Raw genomic sequence first — 16,544 nt, forward strand, 5'->3', positions numbered from 1 at the left:
ACACTTTTTTTGTCTTACATATCATTCTTTATATGTAGAGATAGACCTTTTAGAGCTTCGTCTTAATTGACCTGTGTTTATTTTTTTCTTAAACTATTTCATATCATAGCACCAGGTCCTAGGATTTAGGGTATAATATATAGATGCTATACATTTGAAATATGAAGGAGAGGCTCCATTTGAATTTTCAACAGTGGATTTCGCCTGAAACCTATAACCTGACATCCGAGATGGAGAATCACCCGTCGGATCGGGTTGCACTTAGATGGCTAAGCGATCATAAAGAATTGGAAGAGATCACTTATGGTGAGTTATTGAAGCAGGCAAATCGTCTTGCTGGAGGCTTGCGTGATCTTGGTTTGGAGAAGGGCGACCGGGTGCTGGTCATGGTACCACGCCGGATTATTGCCTATGTTATATACATTGCCTGCCTGAAACTGGGCATTGCTGTTATTCCTTCTTCCGAAATGCTGCGTGCGAAAGATCTGGAGTATCGTCTTCGGCATTCCGAGGCCCGGGCTGTCATTGTCTGGTCCGAGACGACTGCTGAAGTTGAAAAGATAAATGCAGATCTGCCAGCGTTGGCACATCGCATCGTTGCATCACCAAATGGTGATGATAGCGTACCTGGAGAAGGCTGGGTCAATGTACACCAGTTAATGCAAGGCCAGTCCGATACGATGGCTGCGGTGGAAACACATCGTGACGATATGGCTATTCTCGCTTATACCTCCGGTACGACTGGCAATCCAAAAGGCGTAGTACATAGTCATGGTTGGGGTTACGCCCATTTGCGGATCGCTTCATCGTTATGGCTGGATATTCAGCCTTCGGATACGGTCTGGGCAACGGCAGCACCTGGATGGCAAAAATGGATCTGGAGTCCGTTTCTGTCCGTACTTGGAAGAGGGGCAACCGGACTGGTTTATAATGGATCATTCCAACCCAAACGTTATCTGGAACTGTTGCAGGAGCATCAGATCAACGTCTTGTGCTGTACGCCGACGGAATATCGGTTAATGGCCAAAACAGACGATCTGGGTCACCATGATCTGTCCGCACTGCGCAGCGCGGTGTCTGCTGGTGAGCCGCTGAATCAGGAAGTAATTGAAATTTTCCAGCGTCACTTTGACCTGACGATCCGGGATGGATATGGACAAACCGAGAGCACGCTGCTGATCGGCAGCTTGAAAGATGCTCCCGTACGAATCGGTTCTATGGGGCAGTCCATTACACCAGGCCTCATTGAGATCATCAACGAAGAAGGACAACCTGTACCTGCTGGTGAAGTAGGAGATATCGCCGTGCATAAGGATATGCCAGCTTTGTTCCGTGCTTATTATCAGGATGAGGGCCGGAAGGAAGCGAATCAGCGTGGGGATTATTTTGTAACAGGTGACCGCGCACGCAAAGACGAAGAAGGCTACTTCTGGTTTGAAGGTCGCAGTGATGATATCATCATCAGCTCAGGTTACACAATTGGACCGTTCGAGGTGGAAGAAGCGCTCATGAAACATGCCAGTGTGAAGGAATGCGCAGTTGTTGCAAGTCCCGATGAGATTCGTGGTAACGTAGTGAAAGCATTTGTAGTGCTGAGAGACGAGTCTCTCGCATCACCAGAACTGGCGCGTGAACTGCAAAACCATGTGAAGGAATGGACAGCACCCTACAAATATCCACGCAAAATCGAGTTTGTAGCCGATCTGCCAAAAACAAACTCAGGTAAAATCCGCCGGATCGAGTTGCGTGAACAAGAAAAACGCAAGGCTTAAATAATTGCGTGAAAAAATATAGTTGGAAATATCAGCATAAGTAGTGAAGGGGAAGGAATCGATTCTGAATATTCAAATATGAAACAGGAGTGAACACAACCATGAGTAATTTTGAACAAACCTTTGAAAAGTCGTTGGAACAATACGCAGAGCTGGTTGTCAAAGTCGGCGTAAATATTCAGAAGGGACAGGATCTGCTCGTAACGGCACCCATCGAAACATTGGAATTCACCCGTCTGATCGTGCAAAAAGCGTATGCGGCTGGCGCCAATTATGTACAGGTTGATTTTGATGACGACGATATTACACGCAGTCGTTTTGAACATGGCTCTGATGACAGCTTCGATTATTACCCAGTCTGGAAGGGGGAAATGATGGAGAAGTTTGCCGAAGCAGGCGGAGCTACCCTTACGATCAAAGTACCTGACCCTGAATTGTACAAAGGCATCAATTCCGACAACGTGTCGCGTGCAACCAAAGCGGCGGCTCATGCACGTCGCGGATATTCGAAATATACGCGTAACCACGAAATTAGCTGGTGTCTGATCAAAGCGCCAACTAAGGCGTGGGCGAACAAAGTGTTTGCCGACATTCCAGAGGAAGATCGTATTAACGTGATGTGGGATACCATCTTCAAAATGAACCGTGTCGATGGCGGAGATGCTATTCAGAACTGGAAAAAACATCTGGACACCTTGAATGCCATGAGTGATTTGCTGAACAAGAAAAATTATAAAAGCCTGCACTACCGGGCACCCGGAACGGATTTGAAAATTGAGCTGGTGAACAACCACATCTGGGGTGGCGGCGGTAGCGAAAACAAGCAAGGTGTGTATACCGTTGCGAACATGCCGACAGAAGAAGTATTTACCATGCCGAAGCGCAGTGGAGTCAACGGGTTTGTCAGCAGCACGATGCCGCTGAACCTGAATGGACAACTTGTAGACCAGATGAGAATTACGTTTAAGGATGGACAGGTTGTTGCTTTTACGGCAGCTTCGGGTGAAGAGCATCTAAAAAACTTGTTTGCTACCGATGAAGGTGCACGTTATCTTGGCGAAGTGGCCTTGGTGCCGCATGATTCCCCAATTTCCAACTTGAATCGTATTTTCTATAATACCGGTATTGATGAGAATGCATCTTGCCATCTGGCCGTCGGAAGTGCATATCCATTCAATATGAAGGATGGTACGACGATGTCTAACGAGGAATTGCTGAAACATGAATGCAACGTCAGTCTGACCCATGTGGACTTTATGATCGGCTCCGCAGAGCTCGACATTGATGGTGAACTGCAGGATGGTACAGTGGAACCTGTATTCCGTAAAGGGAACTGGGCATTTTAATTGGTGAAATACGGAAATAGGTTATAAACAAAGGCGACTTCAACGTTGAAGTCGCTTTTGTTGTTTTTGGCATCCACAACTTTGAATGATTTTATAGCGGCTTAACGGGTATACATATTTCGCAAAAATCCAGAAGAAGCAGATCACCCGCATACCTTTCCATAATGGGTTTGTTGTCCATGATATAACCATTGCTCTGCAAATACGGGAAAATCTCGGTCCAGGCTTGTTTCACATCTTCTGCTGTATGTTTGATTTTGCAAACCAGGTATTGCCCGCCAGGAAGTTCAGCTTCTTCAAGATGGGGAGTCGACTCATCCAGGCCATAATCCTTCGATATGACAATACAAGCATCATACCTGCATTGAGAGGGGAGGGTGGTTTCCGGGTTATCCTGCGGAATGCCGAACAAGATGGTCGACCTTGTAAGTAGGCTTTCGGATCTGGCCCAAGTCTTTAACGTCTCCATCGCGTGGCTGTTAGCAGGACCATACGGACCCACTTGTCGTACATAAGCAATCCGGGAGGTTGGCAGGTTTTCGATGTAGAATTCCATTGATTTTCATTCCTTTCGTTACAGTTATGGGTTACATCTCGAATGCTATCATGGTATAAAAAAATATTCATATGTATTTTGGGAAAAGACTGGTTAGTTTGACGTGTGATTTGTTTATTCTGGGAATATAGGAAAGAGGCCGATGATATGATCATCGACCTCTCTTTTGTAATGGAATCAGTGAAAAGTTACGGATGTCACATTCCCAAGTTATTCGGCATGCATTTTGTTGAAGCTGACATATTCGTTAATCGGTTTGCGGTATCCGCGTGGACGTTGTTTGGCTTCCGACTTTTTGCCGATTGTAATTAGCATGGCAGGGACATAATGGTCGGGAATATCCAGACTGCGTTGCAACTCTTCCGCATCGAAGCCAATCATGGGGCAGGTGTCCCAACCACGACCCTGAGCGATCAGCATCAATTGCATCGCTGACAGGCTGGCATTACGAATTGCATCTTCCCGCTGGAAGAACCTTCCCCGCGTTTCGTAAAATTCGATGACACTCTGTGATTCTTGCTCGTATTGGAACGGAGTAAGCGCGCCAAGGTTCAGCAGGCCCTCATTGATTGTGCGGATGTGATGGTGTGCGTTAACATCGCCTAATACCACAATGACCGCAGAGGCGGTTTTAACTTTATATTGCTGTGAAGCTTCGTATACTTTCTCTTTCTGATCCGGGTCTGTCAGTACAAGATAGTGCGTATGTTGGAGGTTAAAGGCAGAAGGTGCAAATTTGTTCAGGGCAAACATTTCTTGCAGTTCCGACTCTGGAATCTCAATTCCTTCTTCAAAAATAACGGCAGATCTGCGGTTTTTGACCAGATTCTCCAAATCTCTCATAGTAATTTCCCTCGCTTATGTATGGTTTATAAGCTGACTATAACACACTAAGTTACTTTATGTAAGTATTATTTTAGAATAAGACAAGACCTGCCTGCCATACGATAAAATAAAACAGAAAAGGTGATTCATGAAAACATTCATCACAAGGTACAGGGCTGGTAAGTCTCGAAATGAATTTCAGGTATACGTCATCGAATCTTCCACGTTAAAACGTTTTTTGGTGGTGGAGATGGTATTGGGTACCCTCGCTTACAATGTGGCGCTTTATCTGTTTCATAATGCACTTCTTGCTGGTGTTGGTTCCTGGGCTGGAACAGAAAGTGTGAAGAGGCTGCCAGTCGTTTTCAGAAAAATAGCAGGCCGGCAGGAAGGTTCAGGGAGCATGAGCATGTTCTTTACTTAAGGAATAGGACGGCTTATGGGCCCCGGGCTTTCTTTCTCAATCGTAAGGAACACCGGACACGTTATTTGCTAAAATGCTCCAAAAAACGTTACATATGCCTAAATCCCGTTATAACGTGTCTGAGGTTCCTTTAGTTTAGCATTTTGCAGACGCTTTAACCTCTGATATCACGTCTCATCTTTATTACCCTCCATGTATTCTGCTCCAACCCCGAACGAGGAGATAGGAACACCATTTTTAAATAAGTCTGGTGGCCTGTCATCTCACCATCGTACCCCGCAAAAAAATTTCGACAATCTCCTTGCCCAAATTTAAAGTGGAATCATGTGCTCTTAATGTATCTTCCTTATTGCCGATGACCATCATTGTTGAAAAGGTTTGGGCAAGTAGCATGGAATTGTTGCTTCGAAGAAGGTTATTATCCATTGCATCTTTAAAATAATCAGCCAGCTCTATGTAAATTTTATTTTCCGCTGCTCTGATTTCCTCGATCTGTTTCTCACTCAAATATCTCTCCGCTTCTCTGAGCAGGGTCTCAATCTCCGCATGAGGATTAGCTAACCTTGCTTCTGCCACATGTAGCAGTCCTGTTTCCAGATTGTCTGCTTCTCTTAATAATCGTGACGTCGTTTGGTGCACATGTTTAAACATGGTCGTAACCGCGATCTTAAAAAGTTCCGGTTTACTGGTGAAGTGATAATAAATGGATGGTTTAGACACATTGCAAGCTTTAGCGATCTGTTGGAGAGAAACAGGTTCATACCCATGCTCCATAAACAGTTTGGCGGCCGTTTGCAGAATGATTTCTTGTACGGGTAAATCATCTTCTGATTGTTTAGGTCTTCCTGGTGAGCGTTGTGAATCTGTATTCATTTTCATCAGTACCTCCGTGAATATTTTATGACAACTTATCCATTGAATAAGATTAGACTTGTAATTTTACTTACCGGTAAATATAATTTACTAGAACTGAAGCAGCAATGCAATGATAACCTAATCCAAAATAATGTTTGAAAGAGGTTTTAACTTTGGCAAAAACAGAGAAGAAAAACAAATGGACTAAAATAATGATATGGGGAGTTTCTTTCATCGTAATTGTAATCATTGGTTTATTGGTATACCTCAATTCGATAACCTACAGTCCTTCCAATCAAGCGGAACTCGCATTTCAGAACGATGATCAGGTCAAAGTAACAGAGGTCAAAGACGGTTATAAATTTGAGCCACAAACCGGGAAAGTAATCGAACCTAATATTATTTTTTATCCTGGAGGTCTAGTCGAACCGGAAAGCTACTCACCATTTGCCAAAGAACTGGCTCAACGGGGGCATCGCGTATATATTGCGGAAATGCCACTGAATCTAGCCATTTTTGGTCAAAATAAAGCGGACTCCTTTCTTGAAGAACACCCAGACGAATCATTTGTTATTGGGGGACACTCTTTAGGAGGTTCATTTGCAGCGAGATATGCTTCAGAACACAGTGAGAAGCTTAAGGGTGTATTTTTCTTGGCTTCTTATGCGGATGAGGGCGGCTCCATAAAAAGCACAGATTTATCTGTTTTGCAAATTACAGGTACAGCAGATGGAGTTCTCAATAAAGAAGCTTGGGAAAGTGCCAAAACTAATCTACCTGATGACACTTTGTATGTCAGTGTAGAAGGAGGGAATCATGGGCAATTTGGCTCTTATGGGAAACAAAAAGGGGACAATGATCCAGCGATTGAGGAAGCGCAGCAATTAAAACAGGTCGTTGATGCTGTAGAGGAATGGAGCACAGCACTGAATAGTAAACATTAAATCTGCTATATAAATCGAACGTAACCTTTACACCAACACGGTTGAGCTGATCCTTATCTTTTCGATTTGGAGAACAATTAAAATGTTGTAGATATCATTCAACAGGACGGGGCCCGATTTCGGGCCCCGTCCTGTTCGTTGTATCTGTCATTTACATACGATAGTCATATGAGAGTGGAATGAATACCTTTGGTTATCAAATTTCTACTGTTTATTTGGCGCGCTCCAGGTACTGTTCGAGTGTAAGGTTCTGACTCGTAATTTCCCCCGCAATATACACGCCAACATAACGCACATGCCATGGCTCATAAGAGTAGCCTGTCAGTTTCTCCTGATCTTTGCCATAACGAATGATAAATCCGTATTTATGGGCATTGGCTTTCAGCCATTTGCCTTCTTTGGTGTTTCCAAAGCTTTGCTGCAAATCATATCCAGCTGATGCGCTGGAGATATCCATCGCAAGTCCGGTCTGATGTTCACTTTGTCCAGGACGAGCACTGGTTTTATTGGCAACGGCTTCGCCTTTGATACTTGCATTACGGTCAAAAATGGATTTCTGGGTGGCATAAGAGCGATAACCGGACACCGCTTTGATATCAATGCCGTCTTTTTTCGCTGCTGCGAACAAGTTCTCGCTTGCTGTGGCAGCTACTTTACGCATTTGCTTTTTCGGACTGGAGCCGGAGAAGCTGAATGGAATGTTAGGAACAACCAGATCCTGAGGTGCATAAGTTGAAGGCAGGTTTCTCTTTTTATTTACAAGCACAACCGTGCTTGATAGATTCGTTACCGTTGCCACACCGCTGCTGCTCGTTTTGATTGTGCGTCCAGGTGCATTATCGTGCAGGAATTGAGTAAAGCTGGAGCTGGCAGCAGATGCGACTGGATTCAGCTCCTTAGTGAAGGGCAGCGTGGTGAATGCTGAGCCTGCTACGACAGAACCTATAAGTATCGTGGATACGATGGATTTACGTGTGAAAGATTTCATGATGTGTGTTCCTCCTCGGGTTATATCAATCTCGTGATTTGTTATATACCGAGTATACTAGAGGATTATATCCATAGGTTCTCCAATTGTTTCCGAGTTGTAAACAAAGTTTGCGAGATTCATAGCTTTTAATTGTCTGGCGAGAAAAAGAACACAAAAAAGACTCTGCACCTTTTGTGCAAAGTCTTTGTGTATACATAGATAGGCGAATCAAATGCTCATTATATCAGCCACAAATCTTTGGATTACAGCTCGCATGAAACAGAATTGCTGGAGCTTCCAACAGCCACTGCGCGGGCATCCCGAACACGCACATTGCTGCTGAGTACACCGGAATCACTGCTTAATTTGAAAGAAGGATAGTTGGGTTCCGTATCGAGCTTCATGTGCTGCTCCAGGTTTAGCTGCTGCTTCGGATCGACATAGAATGGCACCAGATTGGTTTCAATTTGTACATCCAGAGCTTCAGGTTTATCCACGATAAGTATGGCGATAATTCCGTTACAGCCACAACCTTCCATATCATAGATCACTTTGAAATAACCGGGCTGATCATTCAGGCTTTCAGTTAATCGCGCAGCAGCCAAATCTGTAATTTGAATATGCATATCGCTACACTCCTTTATATATTGGCATGATCGTAATGGTAAATGAATGAATTCAACTTCTACTGTCATTATACCACTTTGGCAAAAATCGAAGCATTTATTTTCTTGACTGATCACCGGAAGCCGTAATGATTCCGTTCCTCAAGGAAGCGTTATGGGCGGCGTTAAACGATTCGTATTGCTTGGCAGTGCTTCCGTTGATGAAGACGGACCTATATAACCGGCGTAATCTTCCGACATTCCCGCCTGAATCATGCTGTTCCTCAATTCCGCATCTGATAAAGATTCATGCTGTATGGACTGATCCAATAAACGACTGAACATGCCAGCAACTTACAGGGTTTCCGGCCCCGTAATGATATGAGCTGTGCATATGCAATGAGGGGAATCATAGAAGAATTATTATAAAAATATTGGAAGCAAATTCTGCTGAATAATAAGAAGACGGTGCCGGAAGGCCCGTCTTTTTTGCTGATTGTTCAACCTTTGGAGGAACCCGTTCGTATTCCAATTTCTACTGAAACAACAATACCCCACTCAGCACGGTGATTATATGTGTACGCTTTTGGGGAAATAGATGAGAATGATTGTTTGATAAAAGGAGAGAAGAGAGCGGATGATTCAGTTCGAAAATGTATCCAAGCAATACCCTGATGGAACCCATGCTCTGCGTCAGGTTAATCTCAATATTAATAAGGGAGAGCTGTTCGTCATGATTGGTCCGAGCGGTTGCGGCAAAACTACAATGCTCAAAATGATCAATCGCCTGATCGAGCGTTCAGATGGGACCGTACGAATTAACGAACGACCTATCGATGAATATAACATTCATGAATTGCGCTGGAATATCGGTTATGTGCTGCAACAGATTGCACTGTTCCCACATATGACGATTGCCGAAAATATTGCGGTTGTTCCTGAACTCCGAAAGTGGAAGTCAGAGCAAATCAAGGAGCGCGTACATACTTTGCTGGACATGGTCGGACTGAAAGGTACCACATACAGTGATCGGAAGCCTGCTGAGCTATCTGGTGGACAACAACAGAGAATCGGTGTATTGCGTGCACTCGCTGCCGATCCCGAAATTGTACTGATGGATGAACCATTCAGTGCACTTGACCCGATAAGCCGCGAGAAGTTACAGGATGATATTCTGGACATTCAGCGTCAGATGAAGAAGACGATTGTGTTTGTTACTCATGATATTCAGGAAGCGATGAAGCTGGGGGATCGTATCTGCATCATGAAGGATGGGCAAGTGTTACAGGTAGGCACCCCGGAAGAACTAATCCACCAGCCAGCGAATGAATTTGTACGTGACTTTGTTGGTAGTTCAGCTCCGGAGAGGAGTTTGCAGCCTGAATCTGGTGGGGGCGCCCCAATGTATGAAATACAAAAGGTATCCGGCGAAAAAGAACGACTGTCTTCAAAATTTGATCTTGAAACGATCATGTCACCGCTCTCACCCGGGCATGTTCCGAAGTCAGCCAAAACGGCTGTTCCCGTATCGATTACGCTGCCGGATTTTGTGGAGATCATGTCTGCCCATGACCATTTACTGGTTGAGAGAGACCGCCAGATTATAGGGGAAGTCAGTCGAGCCGATCTGATCCGGTACTGGTCCGGGCAGTTGCAGGAACGAGGTGAGGGACATGAGTAGATTTACGGAAGTGTTCAGCGAGCGCAATGGACAGTTATTATCTGCCCTGCTTGAGCATATTCAAATCTCATTTATCGCGTTGTTCTTTGCCGTTCTGATCGCGATCCCGCTTGGCATCTACCTGACACGTAAGCCAAGAGTGGCTGAGCCGATTATTGGGGTTACAGCCGTATTGCAAACGATCCCTTCCCTGGCCCTTCTCGGATTGCTCATTCCGTTATTCGGCATTGGTACACTTCCTGCGATTATTGCACTTGTCGTGTATGCCCTGCTTCCCGTACTTCGCAACACGTACACAGGCATATCCGAAGTTGATCCTTCCATGGTCGAGGCAGCGAATGCAATGGGCATGAACAGTCGTCAACGTCTGACCAAAGTGGAGCTGCCACTCGCGATGCCTGTCATTATGGCAGGGATTCGTACCGCAATGGTTCTGATTGTAGGTACAGCAACACTTGCTGCCCTGATTGGTGCAGGGGGTCTGGGTGAACTCATTTTGCTTGGTATCGATCGAAATGATACTGCATTGATTATTCTGGGAGCCATCCCGGCCGCATTGCTTGCCATTTTGTTTGATGTGCTGCTCCGCCAGTTCCAACGTTTATCGTTCAAGAAAACGCTGGTTACTCTTGGAACACTCGCTCTGGTTGCCATTCTGGTAATCACGATTCCTTGGCTCTCCCGTGGAGGGCAGAAAGATCTGGTTATTGCCGGCAAGCTGGGTGCCGAACCGGAGATTCTGATTAATATGTACAAATTGCTGATTGAAAAAGATACCGATCTGAAGGTTGAATTGAAACCAGGATTGGGAAAAACCACATTTCTGTTCAATGCACTGAAATCAGGTGATATTGATATTTATCCAGAGTTTACGGGTACCGCCATCTCTGAATTTATGAAGGAAACCGCAGTTAGCACTGATCGCACAGAAGTGTATGAACAAGCAAGAGACGGGATGTTGAGCCAATTCAATATGGTTCTTCTGAACCCGATGGATTACAACAATACGTATACGTTGGCCGTGCCTCAGAAGGTTGCCGATCAGTATAATCTGAAGACGATATCCGATCTCAAGGCGGTACAGCAGCAGATCAAGGCAGGATTCACACTGGAATTCTCTGATCGGGAAGACGGATATGTTGGAATTCAGAAGAAATATGGCATCAAATTCCCGAACGTAGCCACAATGGAACCGAAACTGCGTTATTCAGCCGTTCAGCGTGGAGATATTAATTTGCTGGATGCTTACTCCACAGACAGTGAACTGAGACAGTATAAACTCGTTGTGCTGGAGGATGATCAGGAATTGTTCCCGCCATATCAGGGAGCACCGATGCTCCGCAAAGAAACGGCAGACCAATATCCGCAGCTGGTGGAGGTGCTGAATCAACTTGCAGGTCGGATCACGGATGATGAGATGCGCCAAATGAATTACGAAGTGAACGTTAATGGAGCCAGTCCAGAACAAGTGGCAACAGATTATTTGCAAAAAGCAGGGTTACTATAGCTTGATATTCACGGTTATACATGAAGAGGAGGAACTACCATGACACAACCTTATGATCTGATCGCGATTGGAACCGGGAGCGCTGCAAGCTCTGTACTATCCCGCTGCGCCGAAGCCGGATGGAACATTGCCGTGATTGATGAACGAGAGTTTGGTGGAACCTGTGCGTTGCGGGGCTGTGATCCCAAAAAAGTACTTGCAGGAGCGGCTGAACTTATCGACTGGAATGAACGAATGAAGGGCAAAGGAGTGGAAGGTAACGCCTCTATTCAGTGGTCGGATCTTATGGCGTTCAAGCGAACGTTTACGGAGAGTATTCCGAGAGCAAGCGAGGATAAGTTCAAGCAGGCCGGGATGGACACCTTTCATGGCAAGGCTTCTTTCGTCGACGAAGATCACATTCGTGTAGGGGACGAAGTGCTGCAGGGGAAACATATTCTAATCGCAACAGGGGCGCGTCCGGCGCCACTTCCTATTGATGGGGCAGAGCATCTGAGATACAGCGATGATTTTCTTGATCTGGAACAGCTGCCGGATAAATTGGTTCTGGTGGGTGGAGGTTACATTGCTTTTGAATTTGCCCATATTGCGGCCAGAGCTGGTACGGAAGTTCATATTATTCATCGAGGGGAAAAGCCGCTGGAGCAGTTTGATTCACAGCTGGTGGATCTACTGCTGCAAAAATCCGAAGAGGTAGGCATTCACGTGCACTTGAATGCGGAAGTGAAGGCGATTCGTCAGCAGGGAAATTCGTATGTGGTTAGCGGAACCCGCAATGGGGCTGATCATCAATGGCAGTGTGGACTTGTCGTTCATGGTGCAGGGCGTATTCCGAATGTAGATGGGCTTGAACTGGAGAAGGGAAATGTCAGCTATACGAAAAAAGGCATCTCCGTTAATGAGTACTTGCAAAGCGAAAGCAATCCAAGAGTCTATGCGGCGGGCGATGTTACCGCAACGGAAGGGCTTCCGTTGACTCCGCTCGCAGGCCAGGAATCACGCGCAGTATCCTTGAATCTGCTTGAAGGCAATCATAACAAACCTAATTATAAAGTAATGCCTTCGATTGTATTTACCGTGCCATCCCTGGGGTCTGTAGGTCTTACTGTGGAGCAGGCCAAAAAAGAGGGTTTCGAGGTGAAGGTAAATGACATGTCAAAATGGTATACTTATAAACGTACGAATGAAAAATTTGCCATGGCCAAAGTCGTAATCGACAAGGCAACAGGGCGTATCCTGGGTGCTCATGTATTGGGTGGCAAAACAGAAGAACTGATTAACCTCTTCGCCATGGCTATTCAGTTCGATTTGACGACCGATCAGCTAAACACCATGAATTTTGCATATCCTACAGCCGCATCGGATATGGGCTCTTTATTCTAGATGAACTCATGTGTTGTAATTTGTGTCTATATAAAGTAAAAAGAAGATTACACGAAACGGAAAGTGCTGAACCAATCTGAAGAAGCGGAGCGTTCGCCTTTATCCCCGGATTTTTCCATTTGAAAATGGATCAAAAAAATCTGGGGATAACAGCGATCGGAAGATGGTTCTGCAATTGAAGTATCAGAGTGTTATAGTCTTCAGTTCATTTTATATAGTAACGAGGTTACAAGACGTGAATGTGGAAGGAAGGGAAGAATCATGTCAGTTCATTTTCATCGGATTCATGAAGCCGAGTGGACCACCGAGCCGGTTCAGGCACGAACGGAAGGTGACCGTCTGATTGTGGAGGCACAGGAGGGCAGTGACTTCTGGGAGAAGACCTTCTATGGTTTCTGTCATCAGAATGGGCATGCCATGCTTGCTCCATGGGATGGAACCAAGGCAATCGAAGTATCGTTCGATCTGAGTTCATTCACGGAATTATATGATCAGGCAGGATTAATGCTTTGGCATGGCCAGGATCAATGGATCAAGGCGGGGGTTGAAGTAAATGACGGCGTGGCTCATGTAGGGGCGGTCGTAACGGATCGATTTTCCGATTGGTCGCTCTCACCTGTACCGGAGTGGGGTGGTCGCATCGTTACCATTCGGGCTTCGTACCACGACGAATCCGTAGTCATTCGTGCCCGCACGGACGAGCATCCTTGGCGCACAATTCGGGTTGCTCGGTTTGCTTATCCAACGAACAAACAGGCAGGACCGTTTCTCTGTTCACCGAAGCGTGCCGGGTTTGAGGTTGCGTTTACCAAATGGAAATTGACTGAACCGGATCAGGATTTGCACACTGACCCACCTATTGTCGATTAAGATGGGTTTGGTTGGGAATGTGACGTTACCACAACATACCTAAAACAAGCAAGTCTTCCTTTGTGGAGGGCTTGCTTGTTTTCGTTTGCATTAGGCAGCGCCATAGGTTAATTTATCAAGCCTACAACGGATTATGTTGGGGTTTATTTAAGTTTTTTTTCACATGATGCTGCACTGCTGCTGTAGCTTATCATCGAAGTCTTGTTTATTTGCTTGAATCCGTGTTCTTGGAGCCAGACTCGATGTCATCAGCATCCTCTTCACCATCACTTGTTTCGTTCAGCTCACGCATACGTTCCTCGTAATCATCCAGGAACCATAATGGGTCCATGTTATCTTCCTCGCCATTATAATTGATCAATACTTCTTCACCGGCTTTGATATCTTTATAGGCATAGAAGTCAAAGGTGTGGTTTTCGAAGTTGATGTCATAGGTGGCATTAGGCTCGTAAGAATGATTGATCAAACTGCCGTAGCCCAGCAGGATAGCCGTATGATTGGCTCCGTATTCGAATACGTAATCTTCGAGAATTGTTTTCTCAACATGTTCGTGGTCTTCATTGGGATAAGGGACAACCGGAGCCTGATGGATCAGCTGGCCTTTCGGAATGTCTACGGTCGCAAATACGCCGCGGTTAAATTCACCATTACCCAATTTGGATTGTTTCACTTCAATCATGATTTTCACCTGATGCTCTCCAAGAGAGCTCCATTCTTATAGTAGTAAGTCGTTTAAGGAAAAATTTTAACCCATCCATACCTATAAGGCAAATGTCATTGATATCAGTTTGAGAGGATCAGGGGTCAAAACGAAGGACATTTCATCGAAAGATGGTGGTGAATTTACAATATGGCGTTGAGTTGTGCATGATATAACGCTTATAATATACAAAGAATTAAGTCTATATAGAAAAGGTGTCATGAATGAGCATATTAAATGTGGAAAAATTAAGTCACGGTTTTGGTGACCGTGCTATCTTTAACAACGTTTCTTTCCGCCTCCTGAAAGGCGAACATATTGGTCTGATCGGGGCCAATGGTGAGGGTAAATCCACCTTCATGAACATTATTACGGGTAAACTCCAGCCCGATGAAGGTAAAGTGGAGTGGTCCAAACGCATGCGTGTCGGATATTTGGATCAGCACGCTGTGCTCAGCAAGGGACAATCCATTCGTGATGTTCTTCGTGGAGCATTCCAGTATTTGTTCGACATGGAACAGGAAATGAATGATATGTATGGCAAGATGGGCGATGTAACTCCAGAGGAATTGGAACAGCTGCTGGAGGACGTAGGTACGATTCAGGATACGCTGACTAACCAGGATTTCTATATGATCGATGCCAAAGTCGACGAGACAGCACGCGGTCTGGGTCTGACCGATATTGGTCTGGATAAGGACGTAAACGATCTTAGTGGTGGACAACGTACGAAGGTACTGCTCGCCAAGCTGCTGCTTGAAAAACCGGATATTTTGCTCCTGGATGAGCCTACGAACTATCTGGATGAATTGCATATCGAATGGCTGAAACGCTATTTGCAGGAATATGAGAATGCCTTTATTCTGATCTCGCATGATATCCCGTTCCTGAACAGTGTAATTAACTTGATCTATCACATGGAAAATCAGGATCTCACCCGCTATGTGGGCGATTATAGTCACTTCCAGGAAGTCCATGAGATGAAAAAACAGCAGCTGGAGTCGGCGTATAAGCGCCAACAACAGGAAATTGCCGATCTCAAGGACTTCGTGGCCCGGAACAAGGCAAGTGTGGCTACGCGCAACATGGCGATGTCCAGACAGAAGAAGCTGGACAAGATGGATGTTATCGAAATCGCCAAGGAAAAACCGAAACCACAGTTTAACTTCCGTGATGCCAGAACGTCCGGCAAGCTCATTTTCGAAACAAAAGGTCTTGTCATTGGATACAACGAACCGTTGTCCAGACCACTGGATCTGCGTATGGAGCGTGGACAGAAGATCGCCCTCGTTGGTGCGAACGGTATCGGTAAAACAACGCTGATGCGCAGCATTCTGGGTGAGATTCCAGCTTTGGAAGGAACCGTTCAGCGGGGTGAACATCTGGAGATTGGATATTTCCAACAAGAGATGAAGGATGCGAATTACAATACCTGTATCGAAGAGATCTGGCAGGAGTTCCCTTCCTATACCCAATTTGAAGTGCGTGCAGCACTCGCAAAATGCGGACTGACTACCAAGCATATTGAGAGCAAGGTCGCGGTACTGAGCGGTGGCGAGAAAGCCAAAGTGCGTCTCTGCAAACTGATCAATAACGAAACGAACCTGCTCGTACTCGATGAGCCGACGAACCATCTAGACGTTGATGCGAAGGAAGAGTTGAAACGTGCACTCAAAGCCTACAAAGGCAGCATTCTGCTGATCTCTCACGAACCTGAATTCTATCGTGATGTGGTTACAGAGACATGGAATTGTGAGTCGTGGACCACGAAAGTATTCTAAGATAATACAATACGAGCGAGCTTGCATAAGCTCGGAGGGTGAGAAGAGGCGCGAATTTTGCTTGCAAAACAGGCAGAACTCGCGCCTTTTTTGCGTGGTTTTAACGAAAAATGTTTGAGTTGAATTCACAGTTGACAGCTTGAATAAGGCAATAATATAATCCAAGAAAGCGATTACATTTATATATTAGAAACCTGTTTCACTGCATAGGGGCAAGAAAGACACGGTATTCCGTATGGGTATCATTGCACTTAGAAGGGAAGACAGGTCTTTTTTTGCACTTCGATGAAACCGGTTTCATTAAAATGAGGAGGTGGACCACGCT

At 45.3% G+C, this 16,544-nt stretch carries 16 protein-coding genes; 9 read left to right on the forward strand and 7 right to left on the reverse strand.

Translation table 11 applies throughout. The features are described from left to right. Positions 1–230 precede the first annotated feature (230 nt). Together MKY42_RS14005 and MKY42_RS14010 are read left to right on the forward strand one after the other, a co-directional pair. On the forward strand, positions 231–1,772 hold the full coding sequence (locus tag MKY42_RS14005) for an acyl--CoA ligase (RefSeq protein ID WP_339852900.1): 1,542 nt from the start codon (positions 231–233) through the stop codon (positions 1,770–1,772). A gap of 101 nt (positions 1,773–1,873) precedes the next feature. Next, complete coding sequence (locus tag MKY42_RS14010) at positions 1,874–3,118, forward strand: aminopeptidase (protein ID WP_090896985.1); 1,245 nt, start codon at positions 1,874–1,876, stop codon at positions 3,116–3,118. A 91-nt stretch (positions 3,119–3,209) separates the two neighbouring features. Here the strand turns inward: MKY42_RS14010 and MKY42_RS14015 are convergent, their stop codons facing one another. Together MKY42_RS14015 and MKY42_RS14020 are read right to left on the reverse strand one after the other, a co-directional pair. Continuing rightward, positions 3,210–3,674 carry a GyrI-like domain-containing protein gene (locus MKY42_RS14015; RefSeq protein ID WP_090896988.1) on the reverse strand — a complete coding sequence of 155 codons (465 nt, stop codon included), beginning with the start codon at positions 3,672–3,674 and terminating at the stop codon, positions 3,210–3,212. A gap of 210 nt (positions 3,675–3,884) precedes the next feature. Continuing rightward, entirely contained in the window at positions 3,885–4,517 is a 633-nt protein-coding gene (locus MKY42_RS14020) for a nitroreductase family protein (protein ID WP_179265029.1), read from the reverse strand. Between the two features lie 130 nt (positions 4,518–4,647). Between MKY42_RS14020 and MKY42_RS14025 the strand changes: the two genes are divergently transcribed. After that, positions 4,648–4,923, forward strand: a complete 276-nt coding sequence (locus tag MKY42_RS14025; protein ID WP_110001016.1) for a hypothetical protein — start codon at positions 4,648–4,650, stop codon at positions 4,921–4,923. 258 nt (positions 4,924–5,181) lie between these two features. Here the strand turns inward: MKY42_RS14025 and MKY42_RS14030 are convergent, their stop codons facing one another. Then, positions 5,182–5,802, reverse strand: coding sequence for a TetR/AcrR family transcriptional regulator (locus MKY42_RS14030; RefSeq protein WP_256222023.1), 621 nt, complete (start codon positions 5,800–5,802; stop codon positions 5,182–5,184). Between the two features lie 149 nt (positions 5,803–5,951). Here MKY42_RS14030 and MKY42_RS14035 point away from each other — a divergent pair, with 149 nt between their 5' ends. After that, positions 5,952–6,722 carry an alpha/beta hydrolase gene (locus tag MKY42_RS14035; protein WP_257031428.1) on the forward strand — a complete coding sequence of 257 codons (771 nt, stop codon included), beginning with the start codon at positions 5,952–5,954 and terminating at the stop codon, positions 6,720–6,722. Between the two features lie 211 nt (positions 6,723–6,933). On the opposite strand, the gene MKY42_RS14040 is transcribed toward MKY42_RS14035, so the two are convergent. The 3 genes from MKY42_RS14040 to MKY42_RS14050 all read right to left on the reverse strand — a co-directional run bounded on the left by MKY42_RS14040 (position 6,934) and on the right by MKY42_RS14050 (position 8,642). After that, positions 6,934–7,710: a M15 family metallopeptidase gene (locus MKY42_RS14040; protein ID WP_339851851.1), complete on the reverse strand. Its 777-nt coding sequence runs from the start codon at positions 7,708–7,710 to the stop codon at positions 6,934–6,936. 245 nt (positions 7,711–7,955) lie between these two features. Then, positions 7,956–8,318: an iron-sulfur cluster biosynthesis family protein gene (locus MKY42_RS14045; RefSeq protein WP_090897004.1), complete on the reverse strand. Its 363-nt coding sequence runs from the start codon at positions 8,316–8,318 to the stop codon at positions 7,956–7,958. Positions 8,319–8,459: 141 nt separating this feature from the next. Continuing rightward, the gene (locus MKY42_RS14050) at positions 8,460–8,642 is read right to left on the reverse strand and encodes a hypothetical protein (protein WP_339851854.1); all 183 of its coding nucleotides are present in this window, start codon (positions 8,640–8,642) and stop codon (positions 8,460–8,462) included. 292 nt (positions 8,643–8,934) lie between these two features. Here MKY42_RS14050 and MKY42_RS14055 point away from each other — a divergent pair, with 292 nt between their 5' ends. The 4 genes from MKY42_RS14055 (at position 8,935) to MKY42_RS14070 (ending at position 13,738) form a co-directional block, all read left to right on the forward strand. Next, positions 8,935–9,978, forward strand: a complete 1,044-nt coding sequence (locus tag MKY42_RS14055) for an ABC transporter ATP-binding protein (protein WP_179265028.1) — start codon at positions 8,935–8,937, stop codon at positions 9,976–9,978. Continuing rightward, complete coding sequence (gene opuFB / locus MKY42_RS14060; protein ID WP_090897011.1) at positions 9,971–11,485, forward strand: osmoprotectant update ABC transporter permease/substrate-binding subunit OpuFB; 1,515 nt, start codon at positions 9,971–9,973, stop codon at positions 11,483–11,485. The genes MKY42_RS14055 and opuFB overlap by 8 nt, the downstream gene beginning before the upstream one ends. Before the next feature lie 39 nt (positions 11,486–11,524). Beyond that, positions 11,525–12,868: an NAD(P)/FAD-dependent oxidoreductase gene (locus tag MKY42_RS14065; protein ID WP_090897015.1), complete on the forward strand. Its 1,344-nt coding sequence runs from the start codon at positions 11,525–11,527 to the stop codon at positions 12,866–12,868. 261 nt (positions 12,869–13,129) lie between these two features. Continuing rightward, positions 13,130–13,738, forward strand: a complete 609-nt coding sequence (locus MKY42_RS14070) for a DUF1349 domain-containing protein (protein WP_090897019.1) — start codon at positions 13,130–13,132, stop codon at positions 13,736–13,738. A 205-nt stretch (positions 13,739–13,943) separates the two neighbouring features. On the opposite strand, the gene MKY42_RS14075 is transcribed toward MKY42_RS14070, so the two are convergent. After that, complete coding sequence (locus MKY42_RS14075) at positions 13,944–14,417, reverse strand: SET domain-containing protein (protein WP_090902226.1); 474 nt, start codon at positions 14,415–14,417, stop codon at positions 13,944–13,946. A 245-nt stretch (positions 14,418–14,662) separates the two neighbouring features. Here MKY42_RS14075 and MKY42_RS14080 point away from each other — a divergent pair, with 245 nt between their 5' ends. After that, positions 14,663–16,219 carry an ABC-F family ATP-binding cassette domain-containing protein gene (locus tag MKY42_RS14080; RefSeq protein WP_063563476.1) on the forward strand — a complete coding sequence of 519 codons (1,557 nt, stop codon included), beginning with the start codon at positions 14,663–14,665 and terminating at the stop codon, positions 16,217–16,219. The last annotated feature ends 325 nt before the right edge of the window (positions 16,220–16,544 follow it).

The organism is Paenibacillus sp. FSL W7-1088, assembly GCF_037969855.1.
Classification (GTDB): Bacteria; Bacillota; Bacilli; order Paenibacillales; family Paenibacillaceae; genus Paenibacillus.